The sequence below is a fragment of the Nonomuraea sp. NPDC049784 genome, assembly GCF_040659615.1.
Classification (GTDB): domain Bacteria; phylum Actinomycetota; class Actinomycetes; order Streptosporangiales; family Streptosporangiaceae; genus Nonomuraea.
Map to the genome: position 1 here is coordinate 90,044 of NZ_JBFAMX010000001.1, position 14,446 is coordinate 104,489.

General features: G+C 69.6%; 15 protein-coding genes. 9 read left to right on the forward strand and 6 right to left on the reverse strand.

Annotated features, from left to right (window positions below; genetic code table 11):
- Position 1: 1 nt before the first annotated feature.
- Positions 2-1,411 carry an MFS transporter gene (locus AB0J09_RS00415; protein WP_360682881.1) on the forward strand — a complete coding sequence of 470 codons (1,410 nt, stop codon included), beginning with the start codon at positions 2-4 and terminating at the stop codon, positions 1,409-1,411.
- A gap of 43 nt (positions 1,412-1,454) precedes the next feature.
- On the opposite strand, the gene AB0J09_RS00420 is transcribed toward AB0J09_RS00415, so the two are convergent.
- A complete protein-coding gene (locus tag AB0J09_RS00420; protein ID WP_360682883.1) occupies positions 1,455-3,080 on the reverse strand; it encodes a hypothetical protein in 1,626 nt (541 codons plus the stop codon).
- A gap of 112 nt (positions 3,081-3,192) precedes the next feature.
- Between AB0J09_RS00420 and AB0J09_RS00425 the strand changes: the two genes are divergently transcribed.
- Genes AB0J09_RS00425 through AB0J09_RS00440 form a run of 4 tightly spaced genes read left to right on the forward strand, consistent with a single transcriptional unit; the run spans position 3,193 to position 5,840 of the window.
- A complete protein-coding gene (locus AB0J09_RS00425) occupies positions 3,193-3,771 on the forward strand; it encodes a hypothetical protein (protein ID WP_360682885.1) in 579 nt (192 codons plus the stop codon).
- A gap of 4 nt (positions 3,772-3,775) precedes the next feature.
- Positions 3,776-4,126 (forward strand): cupin, encoded by a 351-nt coding sequence (locus AB0J09_RS00430; protein WP_360682887.1) that lies wholly within the window; start codon positions 3,776-3,778, stop codon positions 4,124-4,126.
- A 32-nt stretch (positions 4,127-4,158) separates the two neighbouring features.
- Positions 4,159-5,232: an adenosine deaminase gene (locus tag AB0J09_RS00435; RefSeq protein WP_360682889.1), complete on the forward strand. Its 1,074-nt coding sequence runs from the start codon at positions 4,159-4,161 to the stop codon at positions 5,230-5,232.
- Positions 5,229-5,840, forward strand: coding sequence for a PH domain-containing protein (locus AB0J09_RS00440; protein WP_360682891.1), 612 nt, complete (start codon positions 5,229-5,231; stop codon positions 5,838-5,840). Before AB0J09_RS00435 ends, AB0J09_RS00440 begins: the two co-directional genes overlap by 4 nt.
- Here the strand turns inward: AB0J09_RS00440 and AB0J09_RS00445 are convergent.
- Genes AB0J09_RS00445 through AB0J09_RS00455 form a run of 3 tightly spaced genes read right to left on the reverse strand, consistent with a single transcriptional unit; the run spans position 5,830 to position 8,697 of the window.
- Positions 5,830-6,558 carry an enoyl-CoA hydratase/isomerase family protein gene (locus AB0J09_RS00445; protein ID WP_360682893.1) on the reverse strand — a complete coding sequence of 243 codons (729 nt, stop codon included), beginning with the start codon at positions 6,556-6,558 and terminating at the stop codon, positions 5,830-5,832. The genes AB0J09_RS00440 and AB0J09_RS00445 overlap by 11 nt on opposite strands.
- Positions 6,555-8,015, reverse strand: a complete 1,461-nt coding sequence (locus AB0J09_RS00450) for an AMP-binding protein (protein WP_360682895.1) — start codon at positions 8,013-8,015, stop codon at positions 6,555-6,557. The genes AB0J09_RS00445 and AB0J09_RS00450 overlap by 4 nt, the downstream gene beginning before the upstream one ends.
- Positions 7,975-8,697, reverse strand: coding sequence for a TetR/AcrR family transcriptional regulator (locus AB0J09_RS00455; protein WP_360682897.1), 723 nt, complete (start codon positions 8,695-8,697; stop codon positions 7,975-7,977). The genes AB0J09_RS00450 and AB0J09_RS00455 overlap by 41 nt, the downstream gene beginning before the upstream one ends.
- Positions 8,698-8,779: 82 nt before the next feature.
- Here AB0J09_RS00455 and AB0J09_RS00460 point away from each other — a divergent pair, with 82 nt between their 5' ends.
- The 3 genes from AB0J09_RS00460 to AB0J09_RS00470 are packed head-to-tail and all read left to right on the forward strand — an operon-like array spanning position 8,780 to position 11,005.
- Positions 8,780-9,598 carry a MerR family transcriptional regulator gene (locus AB0J09_RS00460; RefSeq protein ID WP_360682899.1) on the forward strand — a complete coding sequence of 273 codons (819 nt, stop codon included), beginning with the start codon at positions 8,780-8,782 and terminating at the stop codon, positions 9,596-9,598.
- Entirely contained in the window at positions 9,598-10,509 is a 912-nt protein-coding gene (locus AB0J09_RS00465; protein ID WP_360682901.1) for a sigma-70 family RNA polymerase sigma factor, read from the forward strand. Before AB0J09_RS00460 ends, AB0J09_RS00465 begins: the two co-directional genes overlap by 1 nt.
- Positions 10,510-10,519: 10 nt before the next feature.
- On the forward strand, positions 10,520-11,005 hold the full coding sequence (locus AB0J09_RS00470; RefSeq protein WP_360682903.1) for a GyrI-like domain-containing protein: 486 nt from the start codon (positions 10,520-10,522) through the stop codon (positions 11,003-11,005).
- A gap of 38 nt (positions 11,006-11,043) precedes the next feature.
- Here the strand turns inward: AB0J09_RS00470 and AB0J09_RS00475 are convergent, their stop codons facing one another.
- Complete coding sequence (locus tag AB0J09_RS00475) at positions 11,044-12,432, reverse strand: NAD(P)H-quinone dehydrogenase (protein ID WP_360682905.1); 1,389 nt, start codon at positions 12,430-12,432, stop codon at positions 11,044-11,046.
- 198 nt (positions 12,433-12,630) lie between these two features.
- Here AB0J09_RS00475 and AB0J09_RS00480 point away from each other — a divergent pair, with 198 nt between their 5' ends.
- Complete coding sequence (locus AB0J09_RS00480; protein WP_360682957.1) at positions 12,631-13,119, forward strand: gamma-glutamylcyclotransferase; 489 nt, start codon at positions 12,631-12,633, stop codon at positions 13,117-13,119.
- On the opposite strand, the gene AB0J09_RS00485 is transcribed toward AB0J09_RS00480, so the two are convergent.
- Entirely contained in the window at positions 13,116-14,417 is a 1,302-nt protein-coding gene (locus AB0J09_RS00485) for an MFS transporter (RefSeq protein ID WP_360682907.1), read from the reverse strand. The two genes, AB0J09_RS00480 and AB0J09_RS00485, sit on opposite strands and share 4 nt — an antisense overlap.
- Positions 14,418-14,446 lie beyond the last annotated feature (29 nt).

Below are 14,446 nucleotides of genomic sequence, written 5' to 3' on the forward strand. Positions count from 1 at the left end.
CATGTCCTCTTCCTCATCCCGTTGGGGCGCGCTCGCCGTGCTCTGCGCAGTGATATTCCTTGACGCCCTGGACGTCTCGATGGTGGGTGTCGCACTGCCCGCCATCCAGCACGACCTGGGCCTGAGTACCTCTTCTCTGCAGTGGGTGGTCAGCGGCTACGTGCTCGGCTACGGCGGTCTTCTGTTGCTCGGGGGCAGGACCGCCGACCTGCTCGGGCGGCGCAGGGTGTTCCTGGTCGCCTTGGGTGTCTTCGCTGTGGCGTCGTTGCTCGGTGGTGTTGTGGACGACGGGGGTCTGCTGATCGCGGCCCGGTTCATCAAGGGTGTGGCCGCGGCCTTCACCGCGCCGGCGGCTTTGTCGATCATCACGACGACTTTCCCTGAAGGGCCGGAGCGCAACAGGGCGTTGAGCATCTTCACCGCCTGCGGCGCCAGCGGCTACTCGCTCGGCCTCGTGTTGTCCGGCTTGCTCACTGAGATCGGCTGGCGGTGGACGCTGCTGATGCCGGTGCCCGTCGCGATCATCGCGCTGGTCGCCGCGCTGAAGGTGCTGCCGCGTGGCCGTGACGAGCGGGCGGAGGGCGGCCACGACCTGATCGGCGCCGTGCTGATCACCGCCTCCATGCTGCTGCTCGTGTTCACCGTCGTGCAGGCGCCCGAGGCCGGATGGGTCTCGCTGCAGACGATCGGTTCGCTGGTGGGCGTGGCCGTGCTGCTCGGTCTGTTCGTCTTCGCCGAACTGCGGATGCGCCACCCGCTGGTGCGGCTCGGCATCCTGCGCTCCGGCCACATCGTGCGCGCCAACCTGGGGCTGCTGATCCTCATGGGTTCGTACGTCGCATTCCAGTTCGTGGCCATGCAGTACTTCCAGAACCTCCTCGGCTGGTCGGCCCTGGGCACCGCCCTGGCGTTCCTGCCGGCGGGCGTGCTCGTCGCGGTCACCTCGACCAAGATGGGGGACTTCGCCGACAGGTTCGGGACCGGCAAGCTGATCGTGATCGGCTCCGCCGCGCTGGCCGGCGGGTACGCGATCTTCCTCGGCATCGACCGCACGCCCAGCCTGGGCGGCATGGTGATCCCGGGCATGATCCTCATGGGTATCGCGTTCGCGCTGTCGTTCCCCTCGCTGAACATCCAGGCCACCAGCGGCGTGCACGACGACGAGCAGGGGCTGGCCTCCGGGCTGCTCAACACCTCCGGCCAGGTGGGCGGCGCGATCGTGCTGGCCGTGGTCACCGCCGTGCTCACCTCCGGCGGTGGCGAGACGCTCTCCATCGGCTCGCTGCGCTCGGCGATCGTGGTGTCGCTGGTGCTGGCCCTGGTCGGGCTGGTGATCGCGGCGACGGGCCTGCGCGCCCGCAAGGCCGCGGTCGTCGAGGAGGAGAACGTGCAGGTCTACGAGACCGTCTGACCGTCTCTCACCGCGAGGGCCCGCCAGTCCGGCGGGCCCTCGTTCAGTTCAGCGCGCCGATCGGGGCGTCGTAGTCCAGCTCCAGGTCATAGTCGGCGGACTCGCTCATGCCCGTCCGCACGTTGACCTTGGTCAGGAAGGCGTCGTCCTCCTCCGACTGGCGTACCAGGACGTCGTCGGCGCTCAGCCAGCGCTCGATCGCGATCACGTCGTAGTCGTCGAGCAGCGCGCGGGTGCCGGTGACGCGGCCGGTACGGGGGTTCATGGTGATGAGCCTGGTCCCCTCCTCCACCAGCGCCAGCGTGCGGCCGTCCGGGGAGAGCGCGGCGCCGTACTCGATGAGGCCGGGGTCTATGGAGTAGCCGCCCGCGCGGCTCTGCGCCTTCTGGACCGTGAGAGTGGTGACGGAGGCGTGGCCGGGCAGGTCGTTCACGTCCCTCTGGTTGCTGACCACCCGCGTGCCGTCGTTTCCGACGGCGAGGATCCTGACCTCGCTGCCCTTGGCGTGCTGGGTCACGCCTGTGTCGAAGTCGAGCATCGCGCTGTCGGCGGCACCGAAGTCGATGGCGAAATAGCGGCCGTTGGGCGAGGACGTGATGTGCGTGAGCGCCTGCTGGTGCCGTATGTCGATCTTCTTGACGGCGCCCGTGGGCAGGTCGCGGACGACGTACGAGCCCTTGAGGTCCTTGTAGGCGAGGCGGTGGCCGTCCTGGCTGATGGCGAGGGGCTCGTCGTAGCCCGCCTGTGCGCCGTCCAGCCGCCACTCCTCGCCTGACGTGGTCGTCAGCCGCCACTGGTCGCAGGGCTCCGGATCGCTCGGATCTTCGCCGCCGCCTTCGCACCAGCCCAGGTAGGCGGAGGTGATTGGTTCGCTCAGCTTGGCGGGCAGCGCCTCAGGGATCTCCTGAGGGTCCATGTCCGCGGTGGTGGTGGGTAGGCGGTCGATGTTGCGGGCGATGGCGCTCACACCGATCAGGGTCAGGGCCGCGAACACGCCAACCGCGCCCAGGGTGCCGGCCGTCCACGCGGACCTGCGGATCCTGCGCCGCCTGGCGACGATTCTCAGGACGGGCCCGGAGAGGTTCGTGTGGGGCATCTCGGCCGCGATCCGTACCAGGGCGGCCCGTAGCTCGGGCTCGTCGGCCGCGTCCCATGCCGGGGCCGCCCCCGGCGCCTGCGAAGGCGGCGCCCATGATTCCTGGTCCGCCGCCGGTTCATCCGGCTGGGGCCGCTCCTCGCCGGGCGTCTCCTGGGGCGGGGTGGGGAAGAGCTCGGGGTGCGTGGTCCGGAGGTGCGCGTGGGCCTGGCGCGCCTCTTCGTCGAGTACGGCGATCCACAACCCCGTGACCGTGGCCGCCTGCTCCGCCGGCAGCCCGTCGTGGAAGCGCGACACGAGGGCGGCCCGCGACTTGGGCGGTAGCGAGGCCAGCGCGTGCCCGCCGAGTGCGGGTGCCGCCGTGACGCCCAGGTAGCGGCCGTACAGCTCCCGCAGCACCGCGTGGACAGGGTGGCTCCAGCGAACGGAGGACCACCGGCGGCCCACCTCGGCCAGCGCGCCGACCGCCAGCTCGCGTGCCTGGTCGGCGTCGCCCGTCAGCAGGTACGCGGTCCGGGCGAACGAGGGCGCGTAATCGGCCAGAAAGATCGGTAAATCATCGGATTTTTTCACGTATATGACTCCTTGTGGCAGTTCAGCGTAGAGGGCGCCTCGGTTCCGCGGAAGGCCGGGAAACCGCGCCGATCCGCCGCTTGCAGGCCCGTAACCTGGGCATCTACCGGGCATGCGCTCGTCATCCCCGCCCGCGCGCCGTTGGCCGCGCTGCCGCGCCGTCGTCCCGCTCGTCTGCCTGGCCCTGTTGACCGGTTGCGGCACGGGCACCCGGGCCGTTCTGACGGACACCCCGTCCGCCACCCGGCATGACTCCGGCACGCCGACGAGCACCGCCGAGGTGGACGTGCAGCGCGACGGCATGGAGCCCGCCATCGTGACCGGGGTGCGGTGGGCCGGCCACGACACGTACGACCGTGTGGTCGTCGACCTCAAGGGCGAGGTTCCCGGATACAACGTCAGGTGGGTCGAGCAGTTCCTGGAGGAGGGCTCGGGCAAGCCCATCGACGTGCGCGGCGGCGCGTACCTCCAGGTCATGCTCTCCCCGGCCAACGCGCACGACGACAACGGCAAGCCCACATGGGCCGGCGGCCCCGTCTTCTCCGCGGACCTGGGCAACCTCACCGAGGTGGTCAGGACCGGCGACTTCGAGGGCCACGTCGGCGTCGGCCTGGTGCTGGCGAGGCAGGCGGCGTTCCAGCTCAACGAGCAGGGCGGTCCCAGCCGCCTGATCATCGACGTGGCACACTGACCTCGTGGTGAGAAAGATCGAGGCCCCGGCCCGCATACCCGTTCCCGGCGGCAAGCTCATCGACGAGCACATCGGACGCGTCAGCAGCGGTGACGACGCGATCTCCATAGCCCACATGACGGCCCCGCCCGGGTGGGAGGAGCCGCCGCAGACGCCGCGGTTCACCGAGTACACCGTGGTCCTGCGCGGCCTGGTGCTGGTGGAGCACGCCGAGGGCACGACGGAGGTCGCGGCCGGGCAGTCGGTGGTGACGTCGCCGGGGGAGAAGGTCCGTTACAGCGTGGGTCCCGAGGGTGCCGAGTACATCGCGGTGTGCCTGCCCGCCTTCTCACCGGAGAGCGCCGGTCGCGACTGAGCCGTACGGGACGGACGCCCTATCATGGCGAGATGAGTCCCACGCTTGACGAGATCCGGCGGGCTCCCAAGGTGCTGCTGCACGATCACCTCGACGGCGGGCTCCGCGCCGAGACGATCGTCGAGCTGGCCAGGGAGACCGGCTACGATCGGCTGCCCACCACCGACCCCGACAACCTTCGCCAGTGGTTCGAGGAGGCGTCCGACTCGGGCTCTCTCGAGCGCTATCTGGAGACGTTCGAGCACACCGTCGGGGTCATGCAGACGCGCGAGTCGCTCGTGCGCGTGGCCGCCGAGTGCGCTCAGGACCTGGCGGACGACGGCGTCGTCTACGCCGAGGTGCGCTACGCACCCGAGCAGCACACCACCACGGGGCTGAGTCTCGACGAGGTGGTGGAGGCGGTGCTCGAAGGGTTCAGGCAGGGCTCCGAGGGGCGCGGCATCCGGGTCGGCACGCTGCTGACGGCCATGCGGCACCAGGCGCGCTCGATGGAGATCGCCGAGCTGGCCGTGCGCTACCGCGACGTCGGCGTGGTGGGGTTCGACATCGCGGGGGCCGAGGCGGGTTACCCGCCCACGCGGCATCTCGACGCGTTCGAGTACCTCCAGCGGGAGAACGCCCACTTCACCATTCACGCGGGCGAGGCGTTCGGGTTGCCGTCGATCTGGCAGGCGATCCAGTGGTGCGGCGCCGACCGGCTCGGGCACGGTGTGCGGATCATCGACGACATCTCCGTGTCCGGGGACGGGTCCGCCAAGCTGGGGAGGCTGGCGGCGTACGTGCGTGACAAGCGCATCCCGCTGGAGATGTGCCCCACCTCCAACCTGCAGACCGGGGCCGCCGCGTCGATCGCCGAGCACCCCATCGGGCTGCTGCGGCGGCTGCACTTCCGGGTCACGGTCAACACCGACAACCGGCTGATGAGCTCGACCAGTGTGTCGCAGGAGTTCGCCAAACTGGTCGAGGCGTTCGGCTACGGCTGGGATGACCTGCAGTGGTTCGCGGTCAATGCGATGAAGTCGGCGTTCATCCCGTTCGACGAGCGGCTGGCGCTGATCAACGGCGTGATCAAGCCGGGGTTCGCGCAGCTCAAGTGGCAGCCGTGAAGCAGACCTACCGGTCCAGGACCGCGTTCGTGCTGGCGTGGGTGTGGCTGGCCTTCGTCGCCTTCAACGTGTGGGACCTGATCGCCCACTACACCGGCAAGTCGTCGCTGGTGGCCCTGGCCGTGCTGGGCGCGATCACGGCGCTGGTCTACGTGATCGCGCTGCGCCCCGCCACCGTGTTCACGGAGGAGGGGCTGGTGGGTCGCAACCCGCTCCGCACCACGTTCCTGCCGTGGGCCTCGGTCGAGGATGTGACGGTGTCCCACTCGATCAACGTCCAGTACGGCGACGGGCAGGTGCTGCGGCTCTGGACGCCGATGAGCAGCGCTCGGGAGCGGGCCAGGGCGCAGCGGCGCGGGATGCCCAGGCAGCAGCGCGGGCGCCTCAGCGCCGAGCCCACGCTGTCGAAGGCGGAGCAGGCGGCGGTGGAGGCGTTCGCGGGCAAGACGCACGCCGACTGGGTGGGCGAGCAGATCCGCGAGCGCGCCGAGTCGGCCAGGCACCGTGAGCAGGAGGCGGCGCCGGGCCGGGTCACGTGGTCCTACGACTCGATCGCGGTGCTGGTGGCGGCCGTGGTGCTGGTGGTCGCGGCGATCGTCATCGCCTAGGCCTGTTGACGAAGCGGGACATGCCCGCCTGGGCGATCCCCGACTCCTCCACCTGCTTGGCGGCCTCCGTCTCCCTTGCGAAGGCCCGCTCGACCTCGTCGACGGGCGGCCGCAGCAGCCCCAGGTGCACCGCAGTGGCGGAGCCCGGCCGCGTCCAGTGGTGCACGCGCTCGATCGCCGTGTCCAGGAGCGTTTCCGGGGCGACGATCTCGTCCAGCAGGCCCGTGGCCAGGGCCTGCTCGGCGGTCATGCGGGTGGAGTCGAGCACCAGCCTCAGCGCCTTGGCGCCCGCCAGGCGGGGGAGCAGGTAGCTGGAGGCGTTGGAGATCGACAGGCCGATGTGGTTCTCCGGGAGGAAGTACTCGGCCGCCGGGGTGCCGATGCGGGCGTCGAAGCTCAGCGTCCACTCGGCGGCCCCGCCCACGGCCAGGCCGTTGACCGCCGCCAGGACCGGGACCTGCGTCTCCAGGACTGCCCTGGTCATGTCGTGGAAGAGCTCGACCTCCTCGACCAGCGACTTGCCGGCCGCCTCGTGGATGTCCTCACCGGCCGAGAACGCCCGGCCGGTGCCGGTGACCACGATGCCCCTGACGCTCCTGCCATGTGCGCGGATGGCCGCCGCCAGGTCCCTGCGCATGCCGGCGGTGAGGGCGTTGAGCTTCTCGGGACGCGCGAGCGTGATCACGGCCACCTCGTCGCGTTCGGTCACTTCGATCACGGTCTCTCCTTGGGGATTGCGATGGCTGGGGCGGCGCGCTGGTCGCGGTCCGGGTGGAGCAGGTGGCGCTTCTCGACGCGGGCCGACGGGGTGAGCGCGAACTCCACGACGAACTCCACGTACTCCGGGATCTTGAAGCGGGCCAGGTGTTCCCTGGCATGCTCGATCACGCTCATGGCCGTGTCCGCGTCGGCGGCGTGGCCAGGGCGGAGCTGGAGGAACGCCTTCGGCAGCTCGCCCCACAGGTCGTCGGGGATGGGCACCAGGGCCGCCTGGAGAACCGCGGGGTGCTGGGTGAGCACGCTCTCCACTTCGGCGCACGAGATGTTCTCGCCGCCCCTGCGCACCATGTCCTTCAATCGACCGGCGTGATGGATGTAGCCGTGCTCATCGCGGAAGCCCAGGTCGCCGGTGTGGTACCAGCCGCCTCTGAAGGCATGAGCGGTGGCCTCCGGATGGTTCCAGTAGCCCTTCATCATGGGCTCGCCTCTGACCAGGATCTCGCTGGTCTCATCGTCCAGCGTGACCTCCTTGCCCGGGTACGGCAGGCCCATGGCGCCGGTGCCGACCGTCTCTTCGGCGTCGATGGGCACCCCCAGGTCGGGGCCGCTCTCCGTGGAGCCGTACAGCTCGCGCCACGGCGCGCCCCAGCGCTCCTCGAACGCCCTGTGCAGGTCCGGCCGGATGCCCGAGCAGAGCACGAGACGCATCCGGCCGGCGCCGTCGTCGGCGTGTGGCGGCTGCTTGTGCAGCAGGAGAGGCATCGAGCCCAGCACGTACGTGAGCGTGGCGCCGTGCTCCCTGGCCGAGGCCCAGAAGCCGGAGGCGGAGAAGCGGGGGAGCACCACGAGGGGGATGCCGCCGATGAGACAGAGGAGGGTGACCCATTGCGGGTCCATGTAGGAGTAGGGCTGGGCGATCAGCATGACGTCGTCGTCGCGCAGGCGGACCTGGTCGGCGACCAGTTGGGCGGTCCTGAGCCAGTAGTCGTGGGTGAGCATGCAGGCCTTGGGAAACCCGGTCGTCCCCGACGTGTACTGAAAATTCGCGACATCGTGGGTCCTGGCCGGGGTTCTTGCGGGTGTGGCCGAATCGAGGACGTAGACCGTACCCGGGATGTGCGGGGCGTGGTCCTCGGTGGTCAGCGTGGCCACGGCGCCCGAGTCGCGCAGGACGTGCTCCAGGTCGGCGGCCCGATACCGGACGTTCACCGGCACGGTGATCGCGCCCGCCTTCAGGATCGCCAGCCAGCTCAGCGGCCAGTCCGGGACGTTGTCCATCATGATCGCCACGCGGTCGCCGGGCCGGACGCCCTTGTCGATCAGGGCGGCGGCCAGGCCGTCGGACCGGGCGTCGGCGTCTTCGAAGGTGAGCGAGGTGTCGGGGAAACGGAGGAACTCGCGCGTGCCGTACGTGCTAGCGGCGTGCCTCATCAGGTCGGGGATCGTTTGGCGCATCCGGCGGCTCCCACGGGAAGTCGGGCAGCAGTGAGAGATCGAGGGCTGTCGTGGCCTGGGCGGGCGCGCGGACGGCGGCCAGGCCGATCGTGACGAACTCGGCGCACACCTGCTCCAGCGAGGAGTCCCCATCGGGGCGGTACCACTCGCTGGTGCCGGTGCACATGGACATCAGGGCCAGGCGGGTCAGCTTCTGGTCGGCGACGCGGAACGCTCCGGTCTCGACGCCTCGCGCGAGGGTGTCCTTCCAGTAGTCCTCGTACGCGTCGCGCAGGGCGATGATCTCGTCGCGGCCGGCTGAGCCGGGCGTCAGAGAGCGCAGCTCGTCGTCCATGACACGCGTGGTCATGGGGCTGAGGGCATGGACGGCGGTGAGCGAGCTGATCAGCAGGGCGAGGCGGTCGGCGGGGCTTTCGACGTCGCGCAGCATGTGCTCCGTGGCGTCGATCAGCCCTTGCTGGGCGACGCGCATGAGGTCGGCGAGCAGGGCCTCCTTGCTCGACACATGGTGATAAATCCCGGCATTAGTCATGTTGACGGCTTTGGCCAGGTCGCGGATGCTCGTGGCCGCGTAGCCCTGCCGGGCGAACAGCAGCACCGCCGCCGTCCTGATCCGCCGGCTCGCATCCGCGTCCCGGTCAGTGAGGTCCAGAACGGACCTACCGAACGTTCGGTCGCCCATGCCTGAAAAAATACCTCATGAATCCCTAAATCGCCATTAGGTTGACCCTGACACCGTGTCAGGCCCCACACCTGGAGGCGTCATGTTCAACATCGGAGACTTCGCCAGGCTCGGGCTGGTGTCCGTGCGCATGCTGCGCCACTACGACGCCATCGGCCTGCTGCGCCCTGCGCACGTGGACGCGGCCACCGGCTACCGTTCCTACCAGGCCGCGCAGCTGGCCAGGCTCAACCGGATCGTCGCGATCAAGGACCTCGGCTTCACTCTGGAGCAGGTCAGGGCGATCCTGGACGAGAAGGTGAGCGCGGAGGAGTTGCACGGCATGGTACGGCTGCGCCGTGCCCAGCTCGAGGCCCAGATCAACGCCGACCTGGCCAGGCTCCGAGGCGTCGAGGCGCGATTGCGCACCATCGAGCGGGAGGGTCACTTGCAGACGGCGGAGGTTGTCCTGAAGGCCGTGAGCCCGGTCCGGGTCGGGGAGTTGAGCGCCCGGGCGGCCGGCTATGAGGGCGAGCACATCGGCCCCGTGATCACGCCGCTCTTCGGCGAGCTCTGCCGGCGTGTGGAGGCCGCCGCCGTGCGGATCACCGGCCCCGGGCTCGCTTACTACCAGGCGGAGGATGACGGCTCCGTCATCATCCACGCCTGCATGCCGGTCGCCGCGCCGCCCGGCGACTCGTACGACTTCCAGATCGTGGACCTGCCCGCGATGCCGACGGCGGCAACGATCATCCACCATGGGTCGATGGACTCGGCGCTGCCGACGTTCCAGGCGCTGGCCCACTGGATCGAGGAGAACGGCTACCAGTCCCTGGGCTTGGCGAGGGAGATCTCCCTGCACTGCCCGGAGAACAAGGACGAATGGGTCACCGAGCTGCAGATCGAGGTGACGTCGGCATAGTGGACGCGACGGAGCTGGAGTGGCACCGGGGCGAGCTGACCGGCTACTGCTACCGCATGCTGGGCTCGGGGTTCGAGGCCGAGGACGCGGTGCAGGAGGCGTTCGTCAGGGCGTGGCGCACGTACGATGCCGCGCGCGGCCCCCTGCGCTCGTGGCTGTTCCACCTGGCCACGAACATCTGCCTCGACATGCTGCGCGGTCCGCAACGCCGCGCCCGCGCCATGGACCTCGGCCCCGCCGCCACACCGGGGGCCGACCTGGGCGCGCCACTCCCTCCCGAGCGCTGGATCCACCCCATCCCGGACAGCCGCGTCAGCCCCGAGGACCTGGCGGTGACCCGCGAGACCATCCGCCTGGCCTTCGTGGCGGCCCTGCAGCACCTCCCGCCCCGGCAGCGCGCCGTTCTCATCCTCCGCGACGTCCTCAAATGGAGCGCCGCCGAGACCGCAAGCCTCCTGTCGACCACGGTCACGTCCGTCAACAGCACTCTGCAACGGGCCCGCGCCAAGCTCCCCGCTGTGGGACCCAGCGACCTGGAGGTGGACGAGGAAATGCTGTCCCGCTACGTGTCGGCCTTCGAGCGGTACGACGTGGACGCCCTGGTGTCGCTGCTGCACGAGGACGCCACGATGTCGATGCCGCCGTTCACATGGTGGCTGCGGGGCCGCGAGAGCATCCGGGCGGTCCTGCTCGCGTCGGACGCGCCGTGCGCCGGCACCCGCCTCCTACCGGCCTGGGCCAACGGCTCCCCGGCCTTCGGCCAGTACATGGACGGCAAGCCGTTCGCCCTGGTCATCCTGGACATCGTGGATGGTCGCATCGCGGGCACGACCACGTACCTGGACCCCGGCCTGTTCCCCTTCTTCGACCTGCCGATGAGTTTCGCGCACGCGCTTCGTACTGAGGGGTGAAGGAGGAAACATGCCACAAATCATTGAATTCCCGGACCGTCCTTACATCGGGATCCGCAAGACCATCACCATGACCAGCTTCGGCCTGGTCGGAGACCGCATCGCGGGCCTGATCGGCTGGCTCGCCGAACGCGGGGCAGCCCCCGCCGAAGCCCCGTTCTTCAGGTACGACAGCATCAACATGGCCGAGGACCGGCTCGTGGTGCAGGCCGGAGTGCCGGTCGGTGCGACGGTGGAGGGGGAGGGCGAGATCTTCACCGATGTCCTCCCCGCGGGCCGCTACGTCACGGTCTCCCACCACGGCCACCCTGACCAGCTGGCCGGCGTCATCTCCTCGCTGCTGAAGTGGGCGGAGGAGCAGGGGCTGACCTGGGACATGACCGAGAAGGACGGGACGGAGCACTGGGGCTGCCGCCTGGAGTTCTACAAGACCAACCCGCTGGTGGAGCCCGACATGAACAACTGGGACATCGACCTGCAGTTCCGCCTGGCCTGACGTTCAGCGGCGCCGGGGCCCCCGGGGCCTCGGCGCCGTCAGATGGCCACGCCCGGCTGCATCAGGCGGCGGGCCGCCTCAGTGATCGACCCGGACATCGACGGGTAAACGGCGAACGTGTGGGCGAGCTGGTCGACGGTCAGGCGCTGCTGCACCGCCACCGACACCGCCAGGATCAGCTCGGAAGCCCGCGGCGCCACGACCACGCCGCCCAGCACGATCCCGGTGTGCGGCCGGCAGAACAGCTTGACGAACCCGTCGTTGAACCCCTGCATCTTCGCCCGGGCATTGGTGGCCAGCGGCAGCTTGACCACGTTCGCCTCGACCTCGCCCGCCTCGATCACCCGCTGCGCGACGCCGACCGCCGCGATCTCCGGGTCGGTGAAGATGTTGGAGGCCACCGTGGCCAGCCGCAGCGGCTGGACGGCCTCCCCTAGCGCGTGCCAGACCGCGATGCGCCCCTGCATGGCGGCCACCGAGGCCAGCATCTGCACGCCCGTGCAGTCACCGGCCGCGTAGACGCCGGGCGCGGACGTGCGCGAGACCTTGTCGACCTTGACGAAGCCGCCCTTGTCGAGCTGGATCCCGGCCTCCTCCAGGCCGATGCCCGTGGTGTTGGGGATCATGCCGACCGTCATCAGCGCGTGGGACCCCTCGGCCGTGCGGCCGTCCTCCAGGGTCACGACCACGCCGTCGGCCGTGCGCTTGACGCCGGCGGCACGCGAGCGGCCCATGACGTTCATGCCGCGGCGGCGGTAGACCTCTTCGAGCACCTCGGCGCCGTCGGCGTCCTCGTTGGGCATCATCCGGTCGCGGCTGGAGACCAGCGTGACCTCCGAACCCAGCGAGCGGTACGCGCCCGCGAACTCCGCGCCCGTCACGCCCGAGCCGACCACGATCAGGTGCTCGGGCAGCTCCTCGATGTCATAAAGCTGGCGCCAGGTGAGGATGCGCTCGCCGTCGGGCTCGGCGGTGGGCATCACACGCGGCGTCGCACCGGTGGCCACGATCACCACATCGGCTCTGATCGTACGGTCGCCCGCCTTGACCACCTGCGGATCGACCAGCCGGCCGCGCGCCCTGATGATCTCGACGCCCTCGGCCTCCACCCGGGTGGCGATGTCGGCCGACTGGGCCTGGGCCAGCTCTTTCACTCGCTTGTTGACCAGGGGAAGATCGATCCCGACCGTGCCTGCCTCGCCGTCGGGCCCCCCGTCGAAGGAGATGCCCAGCGACGGCGCGTCGAGCAGGGCCTGCTTACGGACCGAGGTCGCGATCAGCGTCTTGGACGGCACACAGTCGGTCAGCACGCACGCGCCACCCGGGCCGTCCTGCTCGACCATCGTGACCTGCGCGCCTAGCTGGGCGGCCACCAGCGCCGCCTCGTAGCCGCCTGGTCCGCCACCAATGATCACGATCCTCGTCACATAACCCATTGTTCCGCATGAGCTCGGTAAGGCTGCAACTGGCCCATCGGGTGTCAAGAGAGGGCATGGAGCTTTGGTGACGAAGGATGACACGTCGTCCTTCGGTCTGAGGCCGATGGACGGAGACGGCTGTCCAGCGTGACAGGATGGCGCGGTAGCTGGATGGCGAGCGGCACCCGGTGAGAGGGGTGGATCGTGGTGTGGCTTTCAGGTCCTTCAGGCAAGCCGAGTGAGCTTCGGCTTTATGCCGCGTACGGCTCGAACATGGACCCGGAGCAGATGGCCATGCGTGCCCCGCACTCTCCGATCTGGGGTATCGGCTGGCTGACCGGCTGGCGATTGACGTTCGGCGGATATGACCTCGCCTGGGACGGCGCGCTCGCCACGATCGTGGAGGATCCCGACGAGCACGTGTTCGTGGTGCTCTACGACGTGCCCGACTGGGAGGAGACCTCGCTCGACCAGTGGGAGGGCGCGGTGCGCGGGGCCTACCACAAGGTGCGGCTGCGCGTGCAGACCCTCGAGGGCGAGGTAGTGGCCTGGTTCTACGTGCTCGACGGCTACGAGGGCGGCCTGCCCTCGGCCCGCTACCTCGGCAGCCTGGCCGAGGCGGCCGAGCGGGCGGGCGCCCCCGACGACTACGTCAAGGAGCTGCGGGAGCGCCCCTGCACCTCTTACGGCGGTTAGCTCAGCGGCTGATCCTTGGTCTCCTTGAGCACGAAGATGTAGACCAGCGTCGAGATCAGCGCCAGCGCCGACATGTAGTACGGGAACACCTGCACGTTCCCGGCGTCCTTGAGCGCGGTGCCGAGCAGCGGCGCGGTGCCGCCGAAGAGCGCCACGGTCAGCGAGTACGGGAAGCCCGCCCCGGCCGCGCGCACCCTGGTCGGGAAGAGCTCGGAGTTCACCGCGGCGGAGATCGAGGTGAAGCAGCCGAGGAACAGCATGCCGATCAGCTGCACGACCAGCAGGCTGGCGAACGAGTTGGACAGCATGCCGAGCAGCGGCACCGGCAGCACCACGAAGGCGACGCCGAAGGTGATCAGCATGGGCTTGCGGCCGATGCGGTCCGACAGCAGGCCGAGCAGCGGCTGGAGCAGCATGAAGAAGAACAGCGAGATCGTGCCGACCTGGAGCGACTCCGCCACGTCGAACTTGACCGTGATCTGCGCGTAGATCGGCAGGAAGCTCGTCCAGGTGTAGTACGCCACGGTGCCCGCGATCGTGATCCCGACGATCGTGGCGGCCGCCTTGGGGTAGCTCACCAGGAACTCGAACAGGCGCGGCCGCTTGACCTCGCCGCGCTGGATCTCCTCCGCCACGGCCGAGGTCTCGTCGGCGCCCTTGCGGATCCACAGGCCCACGAGGCTGATGACCGCGCCCACGATGAACGGGATGCGCCAGCCGTACGAGCCCATGTCCTCCTTGGCGAGGCCCGAGGCGAGCAGCGCGGCCAGCCCGGAGGCCACGAGCTGGCCGATGGTGGTGCTGACGTACTGGAAGCTCGAGAACAGGCCGCGCCGCCCGGGCGGGGCCGATTCCACCAGGAACGTGGTCGCGGCGGCGAACTCGCCGCCGACGGACAGGCCCTGGATGAGGCGGGCGAGGGTCAGGATGATCGGCGCCAGGATGCCCACGGACTCGTATGTCGGAGTCACGCCCAGCAGCAGCGACCCCGCGCCCATCAGCACGATCGTGAACGTCATCGCGGCCTTGCGCCCGAACCGGTCGGCGAACGCGCCGACCAGCAGGCCGCCCAGCGGGCGCATGAAGAAGCCCACCGCGAACACGCCGTAGGCGCTCAGCAGCGCCACCAGGCCGCCGACGCTCTTGGGGAAGACCTGGGCGGAGAAGTACGTCGCGAGGAACGTATAGGCGTACCAGTCGTACCACTCGACGACGTTGCCGATGCTGGCCGCCATGAGCTGGCGGACGCGGCTCTTGGGGATGCCGACTGGCGAATGTGTCACGGGGGAGGTCGCCACGGGGGGCTCCTTTGCTGCAAAGTGCGGAG

What these genes read in the sequence shown, in the direction of transcription:
- AB0J09_RS00455 (WP_360682897.1), bottom strand. Translation starts at nt 8,697, where the DNA reads ATGGGCGACCGAACGTTCGGTAGGTCCGTTCTGGACCTCACTGACCGG.
- AB0J09_RS00425 (WP_360682885.1), top strand. Translation starts at nt 3,193, where the DNA reads ATGCGCTCGTCATCCCCGCCCGCGCGCCGTTGGCCGCGCTGCCGCGCC.
- AB0J09_RS00435 (WP_360682889.1), top strand. Translation starts at nt 4,159, where the DNA reads ATGAGTCCCACGCTTGACGAGATCCGGCGGGCTCCCAAGGTGCTGCTG.
- AB0J09_RS00415 (WP_360682881.1), top strand. Translation starts at nt 2, where the DNA reads ATGTCCTCTTCCTCATCCCGTTGGGGCGCGCTCGCCGTGCTCTGCGCA.
- AB0J09_RS00450 (WP_360682895.1), bottom strand. Translation starts at nt 8,015, where the DNA reads ATGCGCCAAACGATCCCCGACCTGATGAGGCACGCCGCTAGCACGTAC.
- AB0J09_RS00460 (WP_360682899.1), top strand. Translation starts at nt 8,780, where the DNA reads ATGTTCAACATCGGAGACTTCGCCAGGCTCGGGCTGGTGTCCGTGCGC.
- AB0J09_RS00470 (WP_360682903.1), top strand. Translation starts at nt 10,520, where the DNA reads ATGCCACAAATCATTGAATTCCCGGACCGTCCTTACATCGGGATCCGC.